At 63.3% G+C, this 19,882-nt stretch carries 15 protein-coding genes; 11 read left to right on the top strand and 4 right to left on the bottom strand.

Annotated elements, in window-relative coordinates:
* The first annotated feature begins 1 nt into the window (after position 1).
* The 5 genes from GH665_RS34165 to GH665_RS34145 are packed head-to-tail and all read left to right on the top strand — an operon-like array spanning position 2 to position 5,070.
* Positions 2-1,843, top strand: coding sequence for an ABC transporter ATP-binding protein (locus tag GH665_RS34165; RefSeq protein WP_153142437.1), 1,842 nt, complete (start codon positions 2-4; stop codon positions 1,841-1,843).
* Positions 1,840-2,154, top strand: a complete 315-nt coding sequence (locus GH665_RS34160) for a (2Fe-2S)-binding protein (RefSeq protein ID WP_153141495.1) — start codon at positions 1,840-1,842, stop codon at positions 2,152-2,154. Before GH665_RS34165 ends, GH665_RS34160 begins: the two co-directional genes overlap by 4 nt.
* Positions 2,139-3,509 (top strand): FAD/NAD(P)-dependent oxidoreductase, encoded by a 1,371-nt coding sequence (locus GH665_RS34155; protein ID WP_153141494.1) that lies wholly within the window; start codon positions 2,139-2,141, stop codon positions 3,507-3,509. Before GH665_RS34160 ends, GH665_RS34155 begins: the two co-directional genes overlap by 16 nt.
* Positions 3,506-4,675, top strand: coding sequence for an NAD(P)/FAD-dependent oxidoreductase (locus GH665_RS34150; RefSeq protein ID WP_153141493.1), 1,170 nt, complete (start codon positions 3,506-3,508; stop codon positions 4,673-4,675). Before GH665_RS34155 ends, GH665_RS34150 begins: the two co-directional genes overlap by 4 nt.
* On the top strand, positions 4,672-5,070 hold the full coding sequence (locus tag GH665_RS34145; protein WP_153141492.1) for a helix-turn-helix domain-containing protein: 399 nt from the start codon (positions 4,672-4,674) through the stop codon (positions 5,068-5,070). Before GH665_RS34150 ends, GH665_RS34145 begins: the two co-directional genes overlap by 4 nt.
* Here GH665_RS34145 and prpR read toward each other — a convergent pair.
* Positions 5,027-7,033 (bottom strand): propionate catabolism operon regulatory protein PrpR, encoded by a 2,007-nt coding sequence (prpR, locus tag GH665_RS34140; protein ID WP_153141491.1) that lies wholly within the window; start codon positions 7,031-7,033, stop codon positions 5,027-5,029. The genes GH665_RS34145 and prpR overlap by 44 nt on opposite strands.
* 288 nt (positions 7,034-7,321) lie before the next feature.
* On the opposite strand from prpR, the gene prpC reads away from it, so the two are divergent.
* The 3 genes from prpC (at position 7,322) to prpF (ending at position 12,613) form a co-directional block, all read left to right on the top strand.
* A complete protein-coding gene (prpC, locus tag GH665_RS34135) occupies positions 7,322-8,491 on the top strand; it encodes a bifunctional 2-methylcitrate synthase/citrate synthase (RefSeq protein WP_153141490.1) in 1,170 nt (389 codons plus the stop codon).
* A 304-nt stretch (positions 8,492-8,795) separates the two neighbouring features.
* On the top strand, positions 8,796-11,393 hold the full coding sequence (acnD, locus tag GH665_RS34130; protein ID WP_153141489.1) for a Fe/S-dependent 2-methylisocitrate dehydratase AcnD: 2,598 nt from the start codon (positions 8,796-8,798) through the stop codon (positions 11,391-11,393).
* A gap of 35 nt (positions 11,394-11,428) precedes the next feature.
* Positions 11,429-12,613, top strand: coding sequence for a 2-methylaconitate cis-trans isomerase PrpF (gene prpF / locus GH665_RS34125; protein ID WP_153141488.1), 1,185 nt, complete (start codon positions 11,429-11,431; stop codon positions 12,611-12,613).
* Positions 12,614-12,695: 82 nt separating this feature from the next.
* Here the strand turns inward: prpF and GH665_RS34120 are convergent, their stop codons facing one another.
* A complete protein-coding gene (locus GH665_RS34120) occupies positions 12,696-13,430 on the bottom strand; it encodes an SDR family oxidoreductase (protein WP_153141487.1) in 735 nt (244 codons plus the stop codon).
* Positions 13,431-13,539: 109 nt separating this feature from the next.
* Between GH665_RS34120 and GH665_RS34115 the strand changes: the two genes are divergently transcribed.
* Entirely contained in the window at positions 13,540-14,514 is a 975-nt protein-coding gene (locus GH665_RS34115) for a LysR family transcriptional regulator (protein WP_217361926.1), read from the top strand.
* Here the strand turns inward: GH665_RS34115 and GH665_RS34110 are convergent.
* Positions 14,468-16,762 (bottom strand): NADP-dependent malic enzyme, encoded by a 2,295-nt coding sequence (locus tag GH665_RS34110; protein WP_153141486.1) that lies wholly within the window; start codon positions 16,760-16,762, stop codon positions 14,468-14,470. The two genes, GH665_RS34115 and GH665_RS34110, sit on opposite strands and share 47 nt — an antisense overlap.
* A 137-nt stretch (positions 16,763-16,899) precedes the next feature.
* On the opposite strand from GH665_RS34110, the gene GH665_RS34105 reads away from it, so the two are divergent.
* Together GH665_RS34105 and GH665_RS34100 are read left to right on the top strand one after the other, a co-directional pair.
* Positions 16,900-17,871 (top strand): LysR family transcriptional regulator, encoded by a 972-nt coding sequence (locus GH665_RS34105; RefSeq protein ID WP_153141485.1) that lies wholly within the window; start codon positions 16,900-16,902, stop codon positions 17,869-17,871.
* 157 nt (positions 17,872-18,028) lie between these two features.
* A complete protein-coding gene (locus tag GH665_RS34100; RefSeq protein WP_217361925.1) occupies positions 18,029-19,207 on the top strand; it encodes an FAD-dependent oxidoreductase in 1,179 nt (392 codons plus the stop codon).
* Positions 19,208-19,279: 72 nt separating this feature from the next.
* On the opposite strand, the gene GH665_RS34095 is transcribed toward GH665_RS34100, so the two are convergent.
* A complete protein-coding gene (locus GH665_RS34095; protein WP_153141484.1) occupies positions 19,280-19,654 on the bottom strand; it encodes a VOC family protein in 375 nt (124 codons plus the stop codon).
* Positions 19,655-19,882: the final 228 nt, after the last annotated feature.

The raw sequence follows: 19,882 nt of genomic DNA, 5'->3' as shown, positions 1-19,882 counted from the left end.
GCTGGCCGAGCGGGACATGATTGAAGTAAGGGGACTGCGGGTCGTCGCGGGCGCGGCGCCTGGGCCTGTGACCGAGATCGTCAAGGGTGTCAGTTTTTCGGTGAAAAAGGGTGAGGTGCTGGCGCTGATCGGCGAGTCCGGTTCGGGCAAGACGACGATCGCGCTATCGCTGCTCGGCTATGCGCGGGCGGGATGTTCGATCAGCGGCGGCTCGGTACGCGTAGGCGACGTGGAGGTGCTGTCGCTCGATGCCAAAGGCCGTCGTGGACTGCGGGCGCGAACCGTGGCGTATGTCGCGCAGAGTGCGTCGGCGGGTTTCAATCCGTCGCGCACGATCATGGATCAGGTCACCGAGCCGGCCCTGCTGCATCACGTGATGTCCGCCGAAGCAGCGCGCGCGAAAGCGATCGAACTGTTTCGCGCGCTTGCGCTGCCGGCGCCGGAGACGATCGGCGAGCGTTATCCGCACCAGGTATCCGGCGGCCAGTTGCAGCGCTTGATGGCCGCAATGGCGTTGATCACCGATCCGGCTGTCGTCGTGTTCGACGAGCCGACCACCGCGCTCGACGTCACCACACAGATCGAGGTGCTCGCGGCTTTCAAGAAAGTGATTCGTGAACTCGGCACAACGGCGGTGTACGTGTCGCATGATCTGGCGGTGGTCGCGCAGATGGCGGACCGCATTGTCGTGCTGAATGGCGGCGCGGTGAAGGAGAACGGCGCGGTCGCGCAAGTGCTTGACGCACCCGTGGATGCGTACACGCGTCAATTGCTCGCCGCCACGCGGCGTCCTGAAGTGGAGCTGGCAACGCCGCAAAACGGCAAGCATATCCCGCCGCTGCTCGAAATCCGCGGGCTCGCGGCGGGCTACGGAAGCATCGACCGGTTTGGTGCGCCGGCTGTGCGCGTGCTCGACGACGTCAGCCTGTCGATCCCGCGCGGCAGCACGCTCGGCGTGATCGGCGAATCTGGTTCCGGCAAGACGACGCTTGCGCGGGTGGTAGCAGGGTTGGTCGACCGCGCACGCGGTGAAGTGTTTTTCAACGGCACGCTGCTACCCGCACAACTATCGCGCCGCACGCCGGAGCAGTACCGGCAGATCCAGATCGTGTTCCAGAACGCCGACACCGCGCTGAATCCGAGCCATTCGATCGCCGACATTCTGGGCCGCCCGCTCGCGTTCTATCACCATCTGCGGGGGTCGGCCGCAAAAAAACGCATACTGGAATTGCTCGACCTGGTGAAGCTGCCCGCCTCGCTTGCCACGCGCACGCCTGCCGGACTGTCCGGTGGCCAGAAGCAGCGCGTGAATCTGGCGCGCGCGCTTGCCGCCGATCCCGCACTGATCCTCTGCGATGAAGTGACGTCCGCACTCGATACGGTGGTCGGCGCGGCGATTCTTGACCTGCTGGCCGAATTGCGCCGCGAACTCGGCGTGTCGTACATGTTCATCAGCCACGACATCTCGACGGTGCGCGCGGTTTGCGACGAAGTGATCGTGCTGTACGCAGGGCATCGCGTGGAAGCCGGGCAGCGCGACGTGCTCGCGGCGCCGCCGTATCACCCCTACACGGGCTTGCTGGTCGATTCGGTGCCCGCGCTGAAACCGGGCTGGCTCGATGCACGACGCGCGGTCGGTTGTGCCGCGTTGCCGCCGATGGGCGAGAGCGCCAATGTCCCCGAGTTGTGCTCGTTCCGCGCGCGCTGCCCGGTACGCATCGACGGGATGTGCAATGTCACGCCGCCGTCGCTGAAGAAACTGCCTTCGGGCGCGGAGATTCTTTGTCATCATCCGGCGGCAGAACTGAACCGCTTGCAGACCGTGGAGGCGACCCCGGCATGAGCGGACGATTTGTGCGGCTCGCGGAGACGGGCCGCAAGACCTTTCGGATTACCGTGGACGGTGTCGCTTGCGAGGCCGCCGAAGGCGATACGTTGATGGTCGCCTTGCTGACTGGCGTGAGCACCTTGCGCGACTCCGAATTCGGCGACGGCCGCCGTGCCGGTTTCTGTTTGATGGGCGCGTGCCAGGACTGCTGGGTCTGGACGGCGCAAGGCGACCGCGTACGGGCGTGCAGCACACCCGCGGCGCCTGGCATGGCGATCGTGACGAAACTGGCCGAAGCCGGGGAGGGTGTATGGCCCCGCGTGTAGTGATCGTCGGCGCCGGGCCGGCGGGCGTGCGCGCCGCGCAGGCGCTGGTCGAGGCGGGACTGCGGCCGACGCTCATCGATGAAGGCCGGCGTGACGGCGGCCAGATTTATCGGCGTCAACCGGAAGGGTTTTTGCGCAGCTACGAGACGTTGTACGGCACGGAGGCCGAGCGCGCCGCTTCGTTGCATCAGAGCTTCGATGCGCTGAAGCACAAGATCGATTATCTGCCGGAGACGCTGGTCTGGAATATCTCGCCGAGCGCCGTGCATCTGGCGAGCGGCACGCGCTACCAGACGCTTGGCTTCGATTCGCTGATCGTTTGCAGCGGCGCGACGGACCGGCTGATGCCGGTCAAGGGCTGGCACCAGGCCGGCACGTATAGCCTCGGCGGCGCGCAGGTTGCACTGAAGTCGCAGGGCTGTGCGATCGGTTCGCGCATCGTGATGATGGGCAGCGGTCCGCTGCTGTATCTGGTTGCCGCGCAATACGTCAAGGCGGGCGCGCAGGTGGCGGCGGTGCTCGATACGTCGACCTTCATGCAGCGGGTGGCCGCGCTGCCGCGTTTGCTGGCGATTCCGGCCGCGCTCAGGAAGGGCATTGCACTGACGCGTGTGCTGGCAAACGCGCAGGTACCGGTTTATCGCGGCGTGCAGCCGGTGGAAATCAAAGGGTCGGCGCAAGACGGCGTGAGCGGCGTTATGGTTGCATTGCCTGGCGGCAAGCCACTCGAGTTCGCGTGCGATGCGGTCGCGCTCGGTTATCACCTGCGTCCGGAGACACAGCTTGCGGACCTGGCGGGGTGCCGCTTTGTGTTCGACGACAACGCGCGGCAGTGGCTCCCGCAAATCGACGAAGACGGCCGCAGCAGCGTCAAAGGTATCTATCTGGCCGGCGACGGTGCAAGGGTGCGCGGCGCGGACGCCGCCGAGCGCTCGGGCCGCCTCGCGGCTTTGGCGGCGTTGCGCGATCACGGCATGCGGGTCGAAGGCGTCGAGCCGTTGCGCGCCGAACTCGCGCGTTTCACCCGCTTTGCGGCGGGCCTGCGGGAAGCCTTTCCATGGCCGGCGAAATTCGCCGCGTCTTTGCCGGATGAAACGATCGTCTGCCGCTGCGAAGCAATCACAGCCGGCGAACTGCGCCGCGTCGTGCATGCGACTGGCGCGCAGGAAGCCAATCGTGCGAAGGCCTTTTCGCGCGTCGGCATGGGGCGTTGTCAAGGGCGTTACTGCGGCCACGCGGGCGCGGAAATCATCGCGGCGGCGGCTGCGGTGCCCTTGTCCTCGGTGGGACGGCTGCGGGGTCAGGCACCCGTCAAACCACTGCCGGTGGCGCTTGCCGAAGAGGTGGGCGAATGAGCGCGGCAACAACTAACGAAGCCGATGTCATCGTGATCGGCGGCGGCATCATGGGCACGACCACGGCCTTCTTTCTGCGTCAGCGCAACCGTTCGGTGATCCTGCTCGAACGTGGACTCACGGGACAGCAGGCGAGCGGCGTGAACTTCGGCGGCATTCGCCGGCAGGGCCGCGCGTTGCCGCAACTCGAGATGGCGAACCGCGCGCTGCGTACCTGGCAACGTTCGAAGGAAATGCTGGGCGAGGACATCGAGTTTCTGGCGGTAGGCCACACGCGCGTGTGCTATCACCAGAAGGACGTGGAGAATTTCGATCAATATGCGCTCGACGCCCGCGCCCATGGTCTCGACCTCACCGTGCTGCACGGCGACGCCATGTTTCGCCGCTTTCCATTTCTCGGCCGCGAGGTGCTGGCGGCATCGATTTCACCACTCGACGGCCACGCCAATCCGCGTCTCGCCGCGCCTGCGTTTGGCCGTGCAGCCGCGCGGCTCGGCGCTCGGGTGATCGAGAACAGCGAGATCGTGCGGGTCGAAAAAGACGGCGAGCGGTTTCGCGTGGAGAGCGCACGCGGCGACGTGTATTGGGCCGCGCAACTCGTGATCTGTGCGGGCGCGTGGGCGAGCCGTCTCACCGAACAGTTCGGCGAACCCGTTCCGCTCGTCGCGAGTGGGCCGCAGATGGCGGTGACCGAGCCGGTGCCCTATGTGTTCAAGTCGTCGATGGGGGTGTTCACCTCGATCAAGGAAGAGAGCATCTATTTCCGCCAGATTCCGCGCGGCAACATTATTGTCGGCGGCGGTCCGGGAGGGCCTGCAGATGCCGTGACGTGCCGCGCCTCGGTCCTGCCGCGCAATACCGTGCGGCAAGTCGCGCAGTTGCGGCGGCTCGTGCCGGCAATGGCCCCGCTGCATGTGATTCGCGTGTGGAGCGGCGTGGAAAGCTATCTGCCCGACGGCGAGCCGGTAATCGGTCCGAGCAGCAAGGTCGACGGTCTTTACTACGCGTTCGGTTTTTGCGGCTCTGGCTTCCAGATCGGTCCGGGTGTTGGCGAGACGCTGGCCGAACTTGTCGATACGGGTAGCACGCCTATTCCACTCGACGTGTTTTCCGTCACCCGGTTCGCGAAAGAAACCGCGCTCCGCCCGAGCATCGCGACGTCATGAAACAGTCCATCAGCCTCAATGCTGCCCGCGCGTTTATCGAAGACCATTTCGACGAACCGGTGACGCTCGCGCAACTCGCCGCGCTGTCCGCGCTCAGTGTGTCGCGCTTCGCGACGGTGTTTCGTCAGCAGTACGGCTCTTCGCCGTATCGCTATCTGTGCGGGTTGCGGATTCAGAGGGCGCAGACTTTGTTGCTCGAGGGGGTGCCGGGATCGGTGGTGGCGACTGAGGTGGGGTTTTTCGATCAAAGCCACTTCGGCCGGCATTTCAAACGATGCTGCGGAATGACGCCCAGCATGTTCATCGCGCGCGCCGGGGCGAATGCGGTGAAACAGGGCGGCACGGGTCAGGTCACGGTGCCGCGTTCAACTTCCGCCATAACGTCGTCTTGCTGATGCCGAGGGCCTGGCAAACCGCATCGCGATCGCCGTCGCACGCAGCGAGCGCGGCGCGGATTTCGTCCGCTTCCACATGACGGCTGCGCTCGCGTAACGTCAGCGCGGTTTTCTTCGCGCGCGCGTGGGGTTGCGCAAAGATTTCAGGCGCGATGGTGCGCAGTACTTCGCGCGTTAAGACGGGTTTTGTTGCGCCGTTCGAGTTTGAGTCCGCATCCGTGTCGGCGTTCGTGTCGGCGTCCGCGTTTGCGTCCATATCGGCCAGTTCAACCGCAATCCGTTCGATCACGTTCTGCAACTCACGCACGTTGCCCGGCCACATGTAATGCTTCAGCGGCTCGCCTAGATGAGCGAGAACACGCCGCGCCGCGCCGGCATCGGGCAGCCGCGCTGTCAGCCTCGGTTCGCGCGACGCGGCCTGCAGCAACAGTTCCACCGCGAGCGGCAGCAGATCGCTGGGCCGCTCGCGCAGCGGCGGCAGGGCGATGCTCAGAATGTTGAGCCGGTAGTACAGGTCGGCGCGAAAGCTGCCTGCTTCAATGCTCTCGGTCAACGCGCGATGCGTTGCCGCGACGACCCGGATGTCCACTCGCGTCGGCTCCGTCGAGCCGAGCCGCACGACTTCGCGCTCCTGCAGCACACGGAGCAGACGACTCTGCAACGACAACGGCATTTCGGCGATTTCGTCGAGAAACAGCGTGCCGCGGTGTGCTACTTCGATCAACCCTGCCTTGCCGCCTTTGCGCGCGCCGGTGAACGCGCCTTCCTCATAGCCGAATAACTCGCTTTCAAGCAACGCTTCGGGAAACGCGCCGCAATTGATGGCGACGAAAGCGAAGTCGCGCCGCACGCTGAGCTGATGCATGCTCTGCGCGACCATCTCTTTGCCGGTGCCGCTTTCGCCAAGAATCAGCACGGTGGCGTCCGATCTGGCATAGCGCTGCACGAGCGCACGGACCCGTTCCATGGAATCCGATACGCCGACAATATCCGCAAGCTGGTAACGCGCGCTGAACTGCTGCACGCGCTGCCGCGCGCGCAAGGTGCGGTCGAGTTTTTCGACCGCGCGTGACTCCTGAAACGTCAACACGGTGCCTGGCGCCGAGTTGCTGCTCGCCAGCGGCCCGCGGTGCACGACGTAACTCGCGCCGCGCACCGTGCAGAATGCGTCGCCGTCCGAATCCGGCAAGCTGCCGGCGAGATCGGGCGCGAGGTCGAGCAGCGCACGGCCCACAGCCTGTGCCGCGTCGATGGCCAGCACGTCGGCCAGCCGCCGGTTCATCGCTTCGACGCGCCCTTGCGCGTCGAGCGCCACCACGCCGTCGCGCAGATGCTGCAGCAGATTGTCGAGCCGCTGACGGCGCACCGTTTCGCGGCGGGTGGCCTGCGCGACTTCGAGTGCGGTGTCGAACGCGGCACGTATCGACGCGCGTGAGTACAGAAACACCGCGCTCATGCCGGCGCTCGCCGCGAGATCGGCGATGAGCCCTGGGCCGACCACGGCGTCGATGCCGCGGTCGCGCAGATCGAGAACGACACTCTCCGCGTCCTGCGCCGATTGATACGACGCCAATGTCACGTCGATACCGTACGCGGCAATGAAGCGCCGCACTTCGTCTGGCGTGTCGCCGTGCGTGACGAGCGCGACCTTCGCGCCGTCGCGCCGCGCTCGCGTGAGCGCGTGCATGACGTCGAAACCCGTCGGACCGATCAGCACGACCGGGACGCTAACGCGTGTCTTCAGATACGCACCGTTGGAGCCGCCGGCAATCACGACGTCGGGGCGGCCGGCGCCGACCGCATCGATCTCGTGCACGGCGTCTTCGAAGCCGCGCGCGACGATGCGCAGATCGGCGCGTTCGACGTATTCCCCGGCGATGTCGAAGAACAGATCGCGCAGCCGGCTGATACTGACGGCCCAGATGCGGGGGCGCTGCGTGGGGTCGAAGGGCGGTGTGCTCACGGCGGAAGGCTCGATGTCGGGGATAGGCGCAGAGGATCGGAAGTCCGCCTATTATGCACCTGTTGCTTTCGAATTTGAAATCAACGATTTCACTTATGAAATGTTGTGGTGGGGCTGCCAGGTGACGATTTTTTGTTAAATCAGGCACTTAGCGGCTGGGGCCGCGCATGGCCCATTCTTTGCGTTATTGGCTTCCGTTTTCACCGGTCACCGCATTGAAACCCCGTAAGACAAGCTCGGCGCGCTAATTGCCGCACGAACGCAACCCCCGCAGTTGGAGACGAAATTATGAGTGAAGCCGATAACAGCACGCCGAACGCAGGCGCCTTCAAACCGAAGAAATCGGTCGCGCTGTCCGGCGTGACGGCCGGCAATACGGCGCTGTGCACGGTCGGCAAGACCGGCAACGATCTGCACTACCGTGGCTACGATATTCTCGACATCGCCGGTGCGTGCGAATTCGAAGAGATCGCCTATCTGCTGGTCCACGAAAAGCTGCCGACGCAAGCCGAACTGACCGCCTACAAAACGAAGCTCAAGGCGCTGCGCGGCCTGCCCGCGAACGTCAAGGCCGCGCTCGAATGGATTCCGGCCGCCGCGCACCCGATGGACGTGATGCGCACCGGCGTCTCGGTGCTCGGCACCGTGCTGCCCGAGAAAGACGACCACAGCCTGCCCGGCGCGCGCGACATCGCCGACAAGCTGATGGCCTCGCTCGGCTCGATGCTGCTGTACTGGTACCACTACTCGCACAACGGCAAGCGCATCGAGGTCGAAACCGACGACGACTCGATCGGCGGCCACTTCCTGCACCTGCTGCACGGCGTGGAACCGTCGAAGGAGTGGGTCGACGCGATGCACGTGTCGCTGAACCTGTATGCCGAGCATGAATTCAACGCGTCGACCTTCACCGGCCGCGTGATCGCGGGCACGGGATCGGACATCTACTCGGCAATCACCGGCGCGATCGGCGCGCTGCGTGGACCGAAGCACGGCGGCGCGAACGAAGTCGCGTTCGAGATCCAGTCGCGCTACCAGACGCCGGATGAGGCTGAAGCCGACATCCGCAGACGCGTAGAAAACAAGGAAGTGGTGATCGGTTTCGGCCACCCGGTGTACACGATCTCCGATCCGCGCAACAAGGTCATCAAGGACGTTGCGAAGAAGCTCTCGAAGGAAGCAGGCAACCTGAAGCTGTTCAACATCGCCGAGCGGCTTGAAACGGTGATGGCGGAGGTGAAGAAGATGTTCCCGAATCTGGACTGGTTCAGCGCGGTGTCGTATCACATGATGGGCGTGCCGACGGCGATGTTTACGCCACTGTTCGTGATCGCCCGCACGGCAGGCTGGAGCGCGCACATTATCGAGCAACGGATCGACAACAAGATCATCCGGCCGAGCGCGAATTACACCGGGCCTGACGACCTGCCGTTTGTGCCGCTCGCCAAGCGCGTTTAAGGGTATGAGCTTGCTAGCTATATAAGCGTAAAGCCGTAAGCGTTTCTCCTCCATTGCGCCTCTTGAGCGCGGCGCAATGAAGTTGGGCCTTGGCTCGCTGGAACCCCGAGCCAAGGCTGTTTTTTTTTGCAGCGCATCAATGCAATACGCGGCAAGTCAGCGCGCCACCGCAAGCTAAACTACGCAGACTGTCCGAATGTTCGATTGACGCGCCAGCGTTGCGCCGTTTGAAAGAGGGGTAGCGGATCGTGAAGTACGGCTGCCGCCATTGTCCCCGGATCATTATTGTTTTGTCCCCTACGCCATGAATACTGCCAACCGCAAACGCCTTCCCGGCACCCAGCTGGATTTCTTCGACACGCGTGCCGCCGTCGACGCGATCGAACCCGGCGCTTATGACAAGCTGCCGTACACCTCGCGCGTGCTGGCCGAAAACCTCGTGCGCCGCTGCGATCCGGTGACGCTCGTCGCGTCGCTCAAACAGATCGTCGAACGCAAGCGCGAACTGGATTTTCCGTGGTTCCCGGCGCGCGTGGTGTGCCATGACATTCTCGGCCAGACCGCGCTAGTCGATCTCGCCGGTCTGCGCGACGCAATCGCGGCGCAAGGCGGCGATCCGGCGATGGTCAACCCGGTCGTGCCGACGCAACTGGTGGTGGATCACTCGCTCGCCGTTGAATGCGGCGGTTTCGATCCGGATGCGTTCGCGAAGAACCGCGCGATTGAAGATCGCCGCAACGAAGACCGCTTCGATTTCATCAACTGGACCAAGCGCGCGTTCAAGAACGTCGACGTGATTCCGCCGGGCAACGGCATCCTGCATCAGATCAACCTCGAGCGCATGAGCCCGGTTGTGCAGGTGAAAGACGGTGTGGCCTTTCCCGATACGCTGGTCGGCACCGATTCGCATACGCCGATGGTGGATGCGCTCGGCGTGATCGCTATCGGCGTGGGCGGTCTCGAAGCGGAAAGCGTGATGCTCGGCCGCGCGTCGTATATGCGGCTGCCGGATATCGTCGGCGTGGAACTCACGGGCAAGCCGGCTGAGGGCATTACCGCGACCGACGTCGTGCTCTCGCTGACCGAATTCCTGCGCAAGGAGAAAGTGGTCGGCGCGTACCTCGAGTTCTACGGCGCGGGCACAGCCAACCTGACGCTCGGCGATCGCGCGACCATCGCCAATATGGCGCCCGAATTCGGCGCGACGGCGGCGATGTTCTACATCGACGAGCAGACCATCAAGTATCTCAAGCTCACCGGCCGCGACGACGAGCTCGTCAAGCTGGTCGAGACCTACGCGAAGGAAACCGGTCTGTGGGGCGATACGCTGAAGCACGCCGAGTACGAGCGTGTGCTGAAGTTCGATCTGTCTACCGTGGTGCGTACGCTGGCGGGTCCGTCGAACCCGCATCGCCGTTTGCCGGTTTCCGATCTGGCCGCGCGCGGTATCAGCGGCAAGGTGGAGAACGAACCGGGCTTGATGCCCGACGGCGCGGTGATCATCGCCGCGATCACGAGCTGCACCAACACCAACAACCCGCGCAACATGATCGCCGCCGGTTTGCTGGCGCGTAACGCCAATCGGCGCGGACTGACCCGCAAGCCGTGGGCGAAGACGTCGCTTGCGCCGGGGTCGAAGGCGGTTACGTTGTATCTGGAAGAGGCGGGTCTGTTGCCGGAACTGGAGCAACTGGGCTTCGGCGTGGTCGCGTATGCATGCACGTCGTGCAACGGCATGTCGGGTGCGCTGGACCCGGTGATCCAGAAGGAAATCGTCGATCGCGATCTGTATGCGACGGCGGTGTTGTCCGGTAACCGTAACTTCGACGGCCGTATCCATCCGTACGCGAAGCAGGCTTTCCTGGCTTCGCCGCCGCTGGTAGTGGCCTATGCGATTGCCGGTACGATCCGCTTCGATATCGAGAAGGATGTGCTGGGCGTCGACGCTGACGGTAATGCGATCCGGCTGAAGGACATCTGGCCGTCGGATGCGGAGATCGACGCGATCGTTGCTTCGAGCGTGAAGCCGGAGCAGTTCCGCAAAGTGTATGAGCCGATGTTCGCCGTTTCTGTCGATACCGGTGAGAAGGCCGATCCGCTGTATGACTGGCGTCCGATGAGCACATACATTCGCCGTCCGCCGTATTGGGAAGGCGCGCTTGCCGGTGAACGCACGCTCAAGGGCATGCGTCCGCTGGCGGTGCTGGGCGACAACATCACGACCGACCACCTGTCGCCTTCGAACGCGATTCTGGCGAACAGCGCGTCCGGTGAGTACCTCGCCAAAATGGGCTTGCCGGAAGAGGATTTCAATTCATATGCCACTCACCGTGGCGATCACCTGACCGCACAGCGTGCCACCTTCGCGAACCCGACGCTCAAGAACGAGATGGTGCTGGAGGACGGCAACGTGAAGGCCGGTTCGCTGGCGCGCATCGAGCCTGAGGGCAAGGTCACGCGCATGTGGGAAGCGATCGAAACCTACATGGAGCGCAAGCAGCCGCTGATCGTGATTGCCGGGGCCGACTACGGTCAGGGTTCGTCGCGTGACTGGGCGGCGAAGGGCGTGCGCCTCGCCGGTGCGGAAGCGATTGTTGCCGAAGGCTTCGAGCGGATTCACCGTACGAATCTGGTGGGCATGGGCGTGTTGCCGCTGGAATTCAAACCTGGTGTGAACCGTCTCACGCTTGCTATCGACGGCACCGAAACCTTCGACGTGATTGGCGAACGCAAACCGCGCGCCGACCTCACGCTGGTGATTCATCGCAAGAACGGTGAGCGTGTGGACGTGCCGGTGACGTGCCGGCTGGATACCGCGGAAGAGGTGTCGATCTACGAAGCCGGCGGCGTGCTGCAACGTTTCGCGCAGGACTTTCTTGAATCGACGAAGGCAGCGGCTTAAGGCTTTTGAGCTTCTCTCATCAGGACATTACTTTCATGGCTCACCAACCTCAGATCAAGATTCCGGCGACGTACATGCGCGGCGGTACCAGCAAAGGGGTGTTTTTTCGACTGCAGGATTTGCCGGAGGCCGCCCAGGTGCCGGGCGCCGCGCGCGACGCGCTGCTGATGCGTGTGATCGGCAGCCCCGACCCGTATGGCAAGCAGATCGACGGCATGGGCGGCGCGACGTCGAGCACGAGCAAGACGGTGATCATCGCGAAGAGCAGCAAGCCGGATCATGACGTGGATTATCTGTTCGGGCAGGTTTCCATCGACAAGGCTTTCGTCGACTGGAGCGGCAATTGCGGCAATCTTTCCGCGGCGGTGGGGCCGTTTGCGATTAGCGCGGGTCTCGTCGATGCGAGCAGAATTCCGCATAACGGTGTGGCGGTTGTGCGCATCTGGCAGGCGAATATCGGCAAGACGATCATTGGGCATGTGCCGATTACCGACGGCGCCGTGCAGGAAACGGGCGACTTTGAACTCGACGGCGTGACGTTTCCGGCGGCCGAAGTTCAGCTCGAGTTCATGGACCCGGCCGCCGAAGAAGAGGGCGCCGGCGGCGCGATGTTCCCCACGGGGAATCTGGTCGACGACCTCGACGTGCCGGGTGTCGGCACGCTGAAGGCGACGATGATCAATGCCGGCATCCCGACCATTTTCGTGAACGCGGACGCGATCGGTTATAAGGGCACCGAACTACAGGATGCGATCAATAGCGACGACAAGGCACTGGCGATGTTCGAAACCATTCGCGCGCATGGCGCAGTGCGCATGGGCCTGATCAAGAGCATCGATGAGATCGCCACGCGCCAGCACACGCCGAAGATTGCCTTTGTCGCCAAGCCGGCCGACTACGTTGCTTCCAGCGGCAAGCGGGTCGCCGCGAGCGATGTCGATCTGCTGGTCCGTGCGATGTCGATGGGTAAGCTGCATCACGCGATGATGGGCACGGCCGCTGTTGCGATCGGCACGGCCGCGGCGATCTCCGGGACCCTGGTGAACCTCGCGGCGGGTGGCGGCGCGCGCGATGCGGTGCGTTTCGGGCATCCGTCGGGGACTTTGCGCGTGGGGGCCGAGGCTCGCGAGGAAGGCGGCGAGTGGACGGTCACCAAGGCGATTATGAGCCGCAGTGCGCGGGTCTTGATGGAGGGCTGGGTGAGGGTGCCGGGGGAGTGAAATAACGGCTGTCAGCCCGGCACTCCTGCAACTCAGTACCTATACCGCTGATAGACCTGGCCGGAGGGGCCGCGCCAGGCTATCAGACCAGCACACCACCGCCGTCCACGACGACGGTTTGCCCGGTGGCATAGCGATTGGTCATCAGATAGACGTAAGTTTGCGCGAGGTCCTGCGCCTCGCCGATACGGCCCACTGGCAGCGCAGCGCCACTCGCGGCGTAGAGTGCCTCGCGCTCAGTCGCGGACATGCCGGCCCACAGCGGCGTGCGCACTAAACCGGGACTCACCAGGTTGACGCGGATCGGCGCCAACTCCACCGCGAGGGCTCGCGTGAGACCCTCCATCGCGCTGCAGACCCCGGCCAGCGCGACCCAACCCTTTTTTGGCCGCAGGCTGGCGATACCGCTGGTCAACACCACCGAGCCGCCTGGGCGCAGATACGGCGCCGCATGTTTAACGGCCGCGATCGCGCCGAAGACTCGCACTTCGAAAACCTGGCGCACTGTATCGAGGTTCATGTCGGCGAGTGCTCCGATTTGCAACGCATCCCCCGCGCTGTAGACCAGGTGGTCGAACGCGCCGACTTGTTCGAACAACCCGCGTACAGCGGATTCTTTACTCAGATCGACGGTGTATCCATTGGCCCGCTCGCCGAGTCCGGCGATGGCCTCGGTGACACGCTCGCTGCGCGATGAAACCACCGTCACCGAGGCGCCGGCAGCCAGCGCGGCATGGGCCGTGGCAAGGCCGATTCCTGATGTGCCGCCCAGCAGGACGACGTGTTGATGCTGAAGGTTCGTGCTTGCAATAGTCATGGCGAGTCCTCGCGGTGGGATGTGAATGAAGCCAGGACCCGAGTATTATTCTTTAGCCTGACTTGATAAACTCACTATTTCTTCGAGCACTCCTTAGTCGGACTTGTGAATGGATCGATTCAGCAGCATGGCGATATTTGCCCGCGTGGTCGAACGCGGCAGCTTCACCGCTGCGGCTGAAGGCAGCGGTATGACGCCCACCATGGTCGGCAACCATATTCGCGAGTTGGAGCGGCGCCTTGAAGGCCGCTTGCTGAATCGCACCACGCGGCGTCAAAGCCTGACTGAACTCGGCAGGCGCTATCACGCACGATGCGTCGAAATTCTGGCGTTGGTGGACTCCGCCGAGCTGGACGCGCGAGAGATGCAGAGCAGTCCGCGCGGCCGGTTGCGGGTGAGTTGTCCGGTTATCTATGGCACGCGTGTGCTCGTGCCGGCCCTTGCCGCGTACCTCGACCGTTATCCCGAGGTGCAGTTCGAGTTGTCGCTTAGCGACCGCTTCGTGGATCTGGCGGAAGAAGGTTTCGACGCCGCCATTCGTGCGGGTGTGCTGCCGGACTCGGGCCTGATCGCGCGGCCGTTGGCGCAGTCGCCGCGGATTGCCTGCGCGTCGCCGGCCTATCTGGCGCGCCATGGGCACCCGCAGGCGCCCGCCGATCTGGCGCAGCACAATTGCCTCGCGTTTATGGTTGCCACGGGCCCTGAACGCGAGTGGCGCTTTCCACGTCCCGATGGCAATGGTGAGGAGCGCATCACGGTGCGTGGCCGTCTCGACGTCAACGGCGGTCTCGCGCTCCGTGAGGCCGCGCTCGCGGGACTGGGGATCATTCTTCAACCGCAGATGATGCTGCAGGAAGATCTGGATGCGGGCCGGCTCGTTCGCCTCTTTCCTGACTGGCCCGCACCGACCTGGCCCCTGCAAGTCGTGCATCTGCCCGATGCACATATGCCGCCGAAGCTGGCGAGTTTCATCGCTTTTCTGCAGGAGACGTTGGGGGAGCGCGGCGAGCCGACTCCCCCCACGAACCGATACGCTGCTACTGGGCGCGATTCGCCTCGATCACGGTCAACGCCGTCATATTGACGATTCTTCGGACCGTAGAGCTGGACGTGAGAATGTTCACCGGAGCGTTGACGCCCAGCAGAAACGGGCCGACTGCCACGTTGCTGCCCGCGCCGGTCTTGAGCAGGTTGTAGGCAATGTTGCCCGCATCCACGTTGGGGCAGACCAGCAGATTGGCGGCGCCTTTGAGCGGCGAGGTCGGCAGTATCCGCGAGCGCAATACTTCGTCGAGCGCGCAGTCGCCGTGCATCTCGCCGTCGACTTCGAGCTCCGGAGCCTGCTCCCTCACGATCTCCAGCGCCCGGCGCATTTTCACGCCCGACGCCGCGCCGCCCGCACCGAAGTTCGAGCGCGACAGCAACGCCGCCTTGGGGGTGAGATTCAACCATTCCATCTGTTTGGCCGCGCTAATCGTAAATTCGGCAATCTGCTCGGCGTTCGGATCGTCGTTGATGTGGGTATCCACCAGCGCTACCGTACGCTGATCCAGCAGCAGAATGTTCATGGCCGCGTAGGTGTGCGCGCCGCGCTTCTTGCCGATCACCTGATCGACAAAGCGCAGATGGTCGTGATACGCGCCAACCGTGCCGCAGATCATGCCGTCCGCGTCCCCGAGCCGCACCATCATCGCGCCGATCAAGGTCAGGCGGCGCCGCATTTCGACACGCGCCATCTCTTTGGTGATGCCGTCGCGGCACATCAATTCCCAATACGTTGTCCAGTACTGGGGGAAACGTTCGTCGTATTCGGGGTTGGTCACCTCGACGTCCTGCCCGAGTCGCAGGCGCAAACCGAATCGCTCGATGCGTGCCAGCAGTACTTCCGGGCGCCCCACCAGAATCGGCCGCGCCAGCTTCTCGTCGACGATGACCTGGACGGCGCGCAGCACGCGTTCGTCTTCGCCCTCCGTGAAGACGATGCGCGCGTTGCCGCCCTCGCGCACGAGGCGTCTCGCGGTCGAGAACAGCGGCTTCATGAAGGCGCCGGAGTGGTAGACGAATTGCTGCAACTGTTCGACATAGGCAGCGAGGTCCGGCAGCGGACGTGTCGCCACACCACCTTCCATCGCCGCCTTTGCAACCGCCGGTGCAATCCGCACGATCAGGCGTGGATCGAATGGCTTGGGAATCAGATACTGCGGACCGAATGCCACGTCATAGGCACCGTAGGCGGCGGCGACAACTTCGTTCTGTTCCTCTTGCGCGAGACCGGCGATGGCGTGCACGGCCGCAATTTCCATTTCGCGCGTGATGGTCGTAGCGCCGACGTCCAACGCGCCGCGAAAGATGTAGGGAAAACACAGGACGTTGTTGACCTGGTTCGGATAGTCCGAGCGGCCTGTCGCGATGACGACATCGTCGCGCGTTGCATGGGCAAGCTCAGGAAAGATTTCCGGCGTTGGATTGGCCAGCGCGAGAATAAGCGGGCGCGGACCCATCGTCTTCAGCATCTCCGCGCTCAGAATGCCGCCCACCGAGAGCCCGAGGAAGACATCCGCCCCCTGGATTACTTCGGCAAGCGTGCGCGCGCTGGTTTCCTGCGCGAAACGCATCTTGTCCGGATCCATCAGCGCGGTACGTCCTCGATACACGACACCTTCAATATCGGTTGCCCATATATTTTCGACCGGCAGGCCCAGGTCGACCAGCAGGTCCAGACACGCCAGTGCCGCCGCGCCCGCGCCGGAAGTCACCACCTTGACCTCCGAAATGGCCTTGCCCACCACCTTCAGACCGTTGATAAACGCGGCGGATACCGTGATGGCGGTGCCATGCTGATCGTCGTGGAAGACGGGAATCTTCATGCGTTCGCGCAGCTTGCGCTCGACGATGAAGCACTCCGGCGCCTTGATGTCTTCGAGATTGATGCCGCCGAAGGTGGGTTCCAGCCCGGCGATGATGTCGACCAGCTTATCCGGATCGGTCTCGTTGATCTCGATGTCGAACACGTCGATGCCGGCAAACTTCTTGAACAGCACGCCTTTGCCTTCCATCACGGGCTTCGAAGCCAGGGCGCCGATGTTCCCAAGGCCCAGCACCGCCGTGCCGTTGGTAATCACGCCGACGAGGTTGCCGCGGCTTGTGAAGCGATGTGCCTGCAGCGGGTCCGCCGCGATGGCTTCGCAGACGCTGGCCACGCCTGGCGTGTAGGCAAGCGCCAGATCGCGCTGGGTCACGAGCGGTTTGCTTGCCACTACGGAGATCTTTCCGGGTGTCGGAAACTCGTGGTAGTCGAACGCGGCTTGCTGGTCGGTCTCTGTCTGCTTCATTGTGTTCTCGCCTGGGTGAGGGCGCCGGGCGTGTCCCGGCGCGATCCGTTGAGGCGATTCTAGAGATCTGCCATAACCAGATGATTTTGTTTTAATATCGACCCATCATTTTTTTGTGATGGGTGCGTTGACCGTCAATGACATTTGAGTCGAACGACATAGTCAGGCGGCTGAGCGCGCGTCTGAAGATGCGGCACCTCGTGCTGTTGCTGCAAATCCAGCAGCACGGCTCGCTGACGCGCGTCGCGGAACATATGGCCAGCAGTCAGCCCGCCGTAACCAACGCCTTGGCCGAACTGGAAAGCATGTTCGGCACGCCGCTTTTCGAGCGCTCGTCGCGCGGCATGCTGCCCACCGCGCTCGGTTCGGTTGTGCTCGAACGGGCCCGGGCGATGATCAACGATCTCGATCATCTTGCCCGCGACATGAAGGCCGTTGCGTCGGGGCATGCGGCGCACCTGCACATCGGCGTAATTCCGTTTATTTCCGGCCAGATGCTGTCGGCAGCGCTAAAGCGGCTGCAATCCGGCATGGAGCGGCGCTTGACCGTGACCATCCACGAAGGCACCAGCGATCAATTGTTGCCGCAGTTGCAGGACCATACGGTAGACATTGTGATCGGACGGGCGGCGGCATCCGTCGACCTGAAACAGGCGAGCTTTGAAGTCCTGTTCCGGCAGCAACCCCGTCTGATCGCGAACCGGCGTCTCGCGGCCAAACTCGCGCGCACAAAGCTCGACTGGAGCCGGCTGCTGACGCTGGACTGGATTCTTGGCGCCCCTCATACGCCGATGAGAGAGCAGGTCGCCGACCTGTTTCTCGCGGCGGGCACTGCGCCTCCGGTGCCTGTGGTGGAGAGTTACTCATCCAAACTCATTGGTGAAATGATTGCCTCGAGCGAAGAGGCGGTGTCGATCGTGCCTTCGGATATCGCCGAGGAACTGGTTCGTTTTGCGGGTGTAGCAATCGTGCCTTACTCGTTCGAATGGACGCTTCCGCCCATCGCGCTGTTCACCCGTTCAGAGGGTTCACACTCGGCGGCGCAGAATCTGTTCGTCGAATCGTTGCGCCAGATATGCAAGGAGACGTACGCTGAAACCCGAGCTTAGGAGCGGCGTGGGTTTCTATTTGTACGGCCGGGATTAGGTGGATCTGCGCTTGCGCGGACGTAGCGAACGGGCTGACGCCCGTTGTGCCCCCAGCATAAAAAACTGAAGGATCACGCAATTGAATTTAAAAGCTATATCCGGGCAACGACGTCAATTTTTGCGTCATGCGGGTACCACGCTCGCGCTGGCCTCCACCGCCACGCTTGCCGGCTGCGCCCGGCAGGCCATGGTGCCGAATGCAAAACCCACGGTTCTGCCGCGAGCCGCGCGGCTGGAATCGGGTGTCGCGGAGCTGGCGCCGGTTAGGGCGCAGGTGGATCGAATCACCGGCATATACGTATGCACCCGTCCTTTCCGCGCGGCAGGACCGCGACTCGAACTGGAAAAGCTGGGCGACAAGGCCATCGTGCACAACTACGGACACGGCGGTAGCGGCTGGTCGTTGTCCTGGGGTTCAAGCACGCTTGCCGTGCGTATGGCGCAGGCTACCGGCGTGCGCGAGCTCGGCATAATCGGCTGCGGCGCGCTGGGCCTCACTTCGGCCCTGCTGGCGCAGCGTGCCGGCATGGCGGTGCGCATCTATGCCAAAGCCTTGCCGCCCGATGTGTTCTCGATGCGCGCCAGCGGCCTGTGGACGCCGGACTCGCGCATCTGCGACGCACAGCATGCCGAGGATTTTGGCGATCGCTGGGAATCCATGGCACGCACCTCGTATGGCATGTACCAGAGCTTGCTGGGGCTGCCCGGCGATCCGATTGAATGGATCGATGGCTATCACCTGCTCGACACCCCCGCGGGCCAGCAAAACGATACGGTTTCCGATGAACCGGAATACGGCGATTTGAGCAGCCGCATCAGAGATCTCAGGCCGCAGTCCGTGACCTTGCCCGTGGGCAGCACGCCATTCCCGCAAGCGTCGCGGCGTTTCACCACCATGATGTTCAACATCACCAGCTATACGCGCATGCTGATGTCCGACTTTCAACTGGCCGGTGGAAAAATCGTGGTGCGCGAATTCACTCATCCGCGTGAATTGCAGGCGCTGCCCGAGCGCACTTTGATCAATGCCACCGGCTACGGCGCCAGGGCTCTGTTCAGCGACGAGTCGATCATTCCCGTGCGCGGCCAGACCGCGCGTCTGATTCCGCAGGCCGAAGTGAATTACGCGCTCAGCACCAGCACCTTAAGCATGGTGCCGCGCCGTGACGGTTTGCTGGTTCAGGTGATCGGCGACACGGGCAATTTCAACAACAGCGACCTCACGCCCAATCGTGCGGCCTCCGAAGCCGCGGTGCGGCAGCTTGCCGAAGTCATGGCGACAATGCGCGGTACTTGACGATCAGCTTATGCCCGACCTCGACCTCGACCTCGACCTCGCCGTCAACGCGCCTTGCTCGCGCTGGAAGGTCTAGGCCTCGGGCTGATGGCAAACCACTTCGAGGTTGTGCCCGTCTGGACCAATGACAAAAGCCGCATAGTAGTTCGGGTGGTAGTGCGGGCGCGGACCAGGCGCGCCATTGTCTTTGCCACCCGCCTCCAGAGCCGCGCGATAGAAAGCGTCGACCTGCTGGCGATTTTCGGCCACAAACGCCAGGTGAAGATGCGCCGGTTTCTCTTCGGTCTGGTACAGGCACAATGAAGCCTTACCCGGTGGGCTGAGTTCGACACCGTAGGTTGGCGACCCCTCCGAGACAACAGCTACGCCGAGTGGTTCGAGCGCCTTGAGGAAGAACGCTTTGCTCGCGGCATAGTCGCTGACGCCGAATTTGACGTGGTCGAACATGAGTTCTCCAGAAGTGTATGAACCTGCGCGAGGTCTGACGTGGTTGAGAGATCACGGCGATGTTGCCACACGCAACCACAAGTGGCCACCGGTGGCGGTCGGTGGCATTCGGGGTATGGCATTCGATGGGATCAATCCGCGAGAGACGTTGGAAGCGACTGCCAGTAACTGGGTAAATCTGCCGGGAGTGGATTATCACAAAGATTCCTCGCGGCCGGTCGGCCTTTT

The organism is Paraburkholderia agricolaris, assembly GCF_009455635.1.
Taxonomy (GTDB): domain Bacteria; phylum Pseudomonadota; class Gammaproteobacteria; order Burkholderiales; family Burkholderiaceae; genus Paraburkholderia; species Paraburkholderia agricolaris.
Note: the sequence above shows the minus strand (reverse complement) of the source record. Positions and strands in the feature narration are given on the sequence as shown.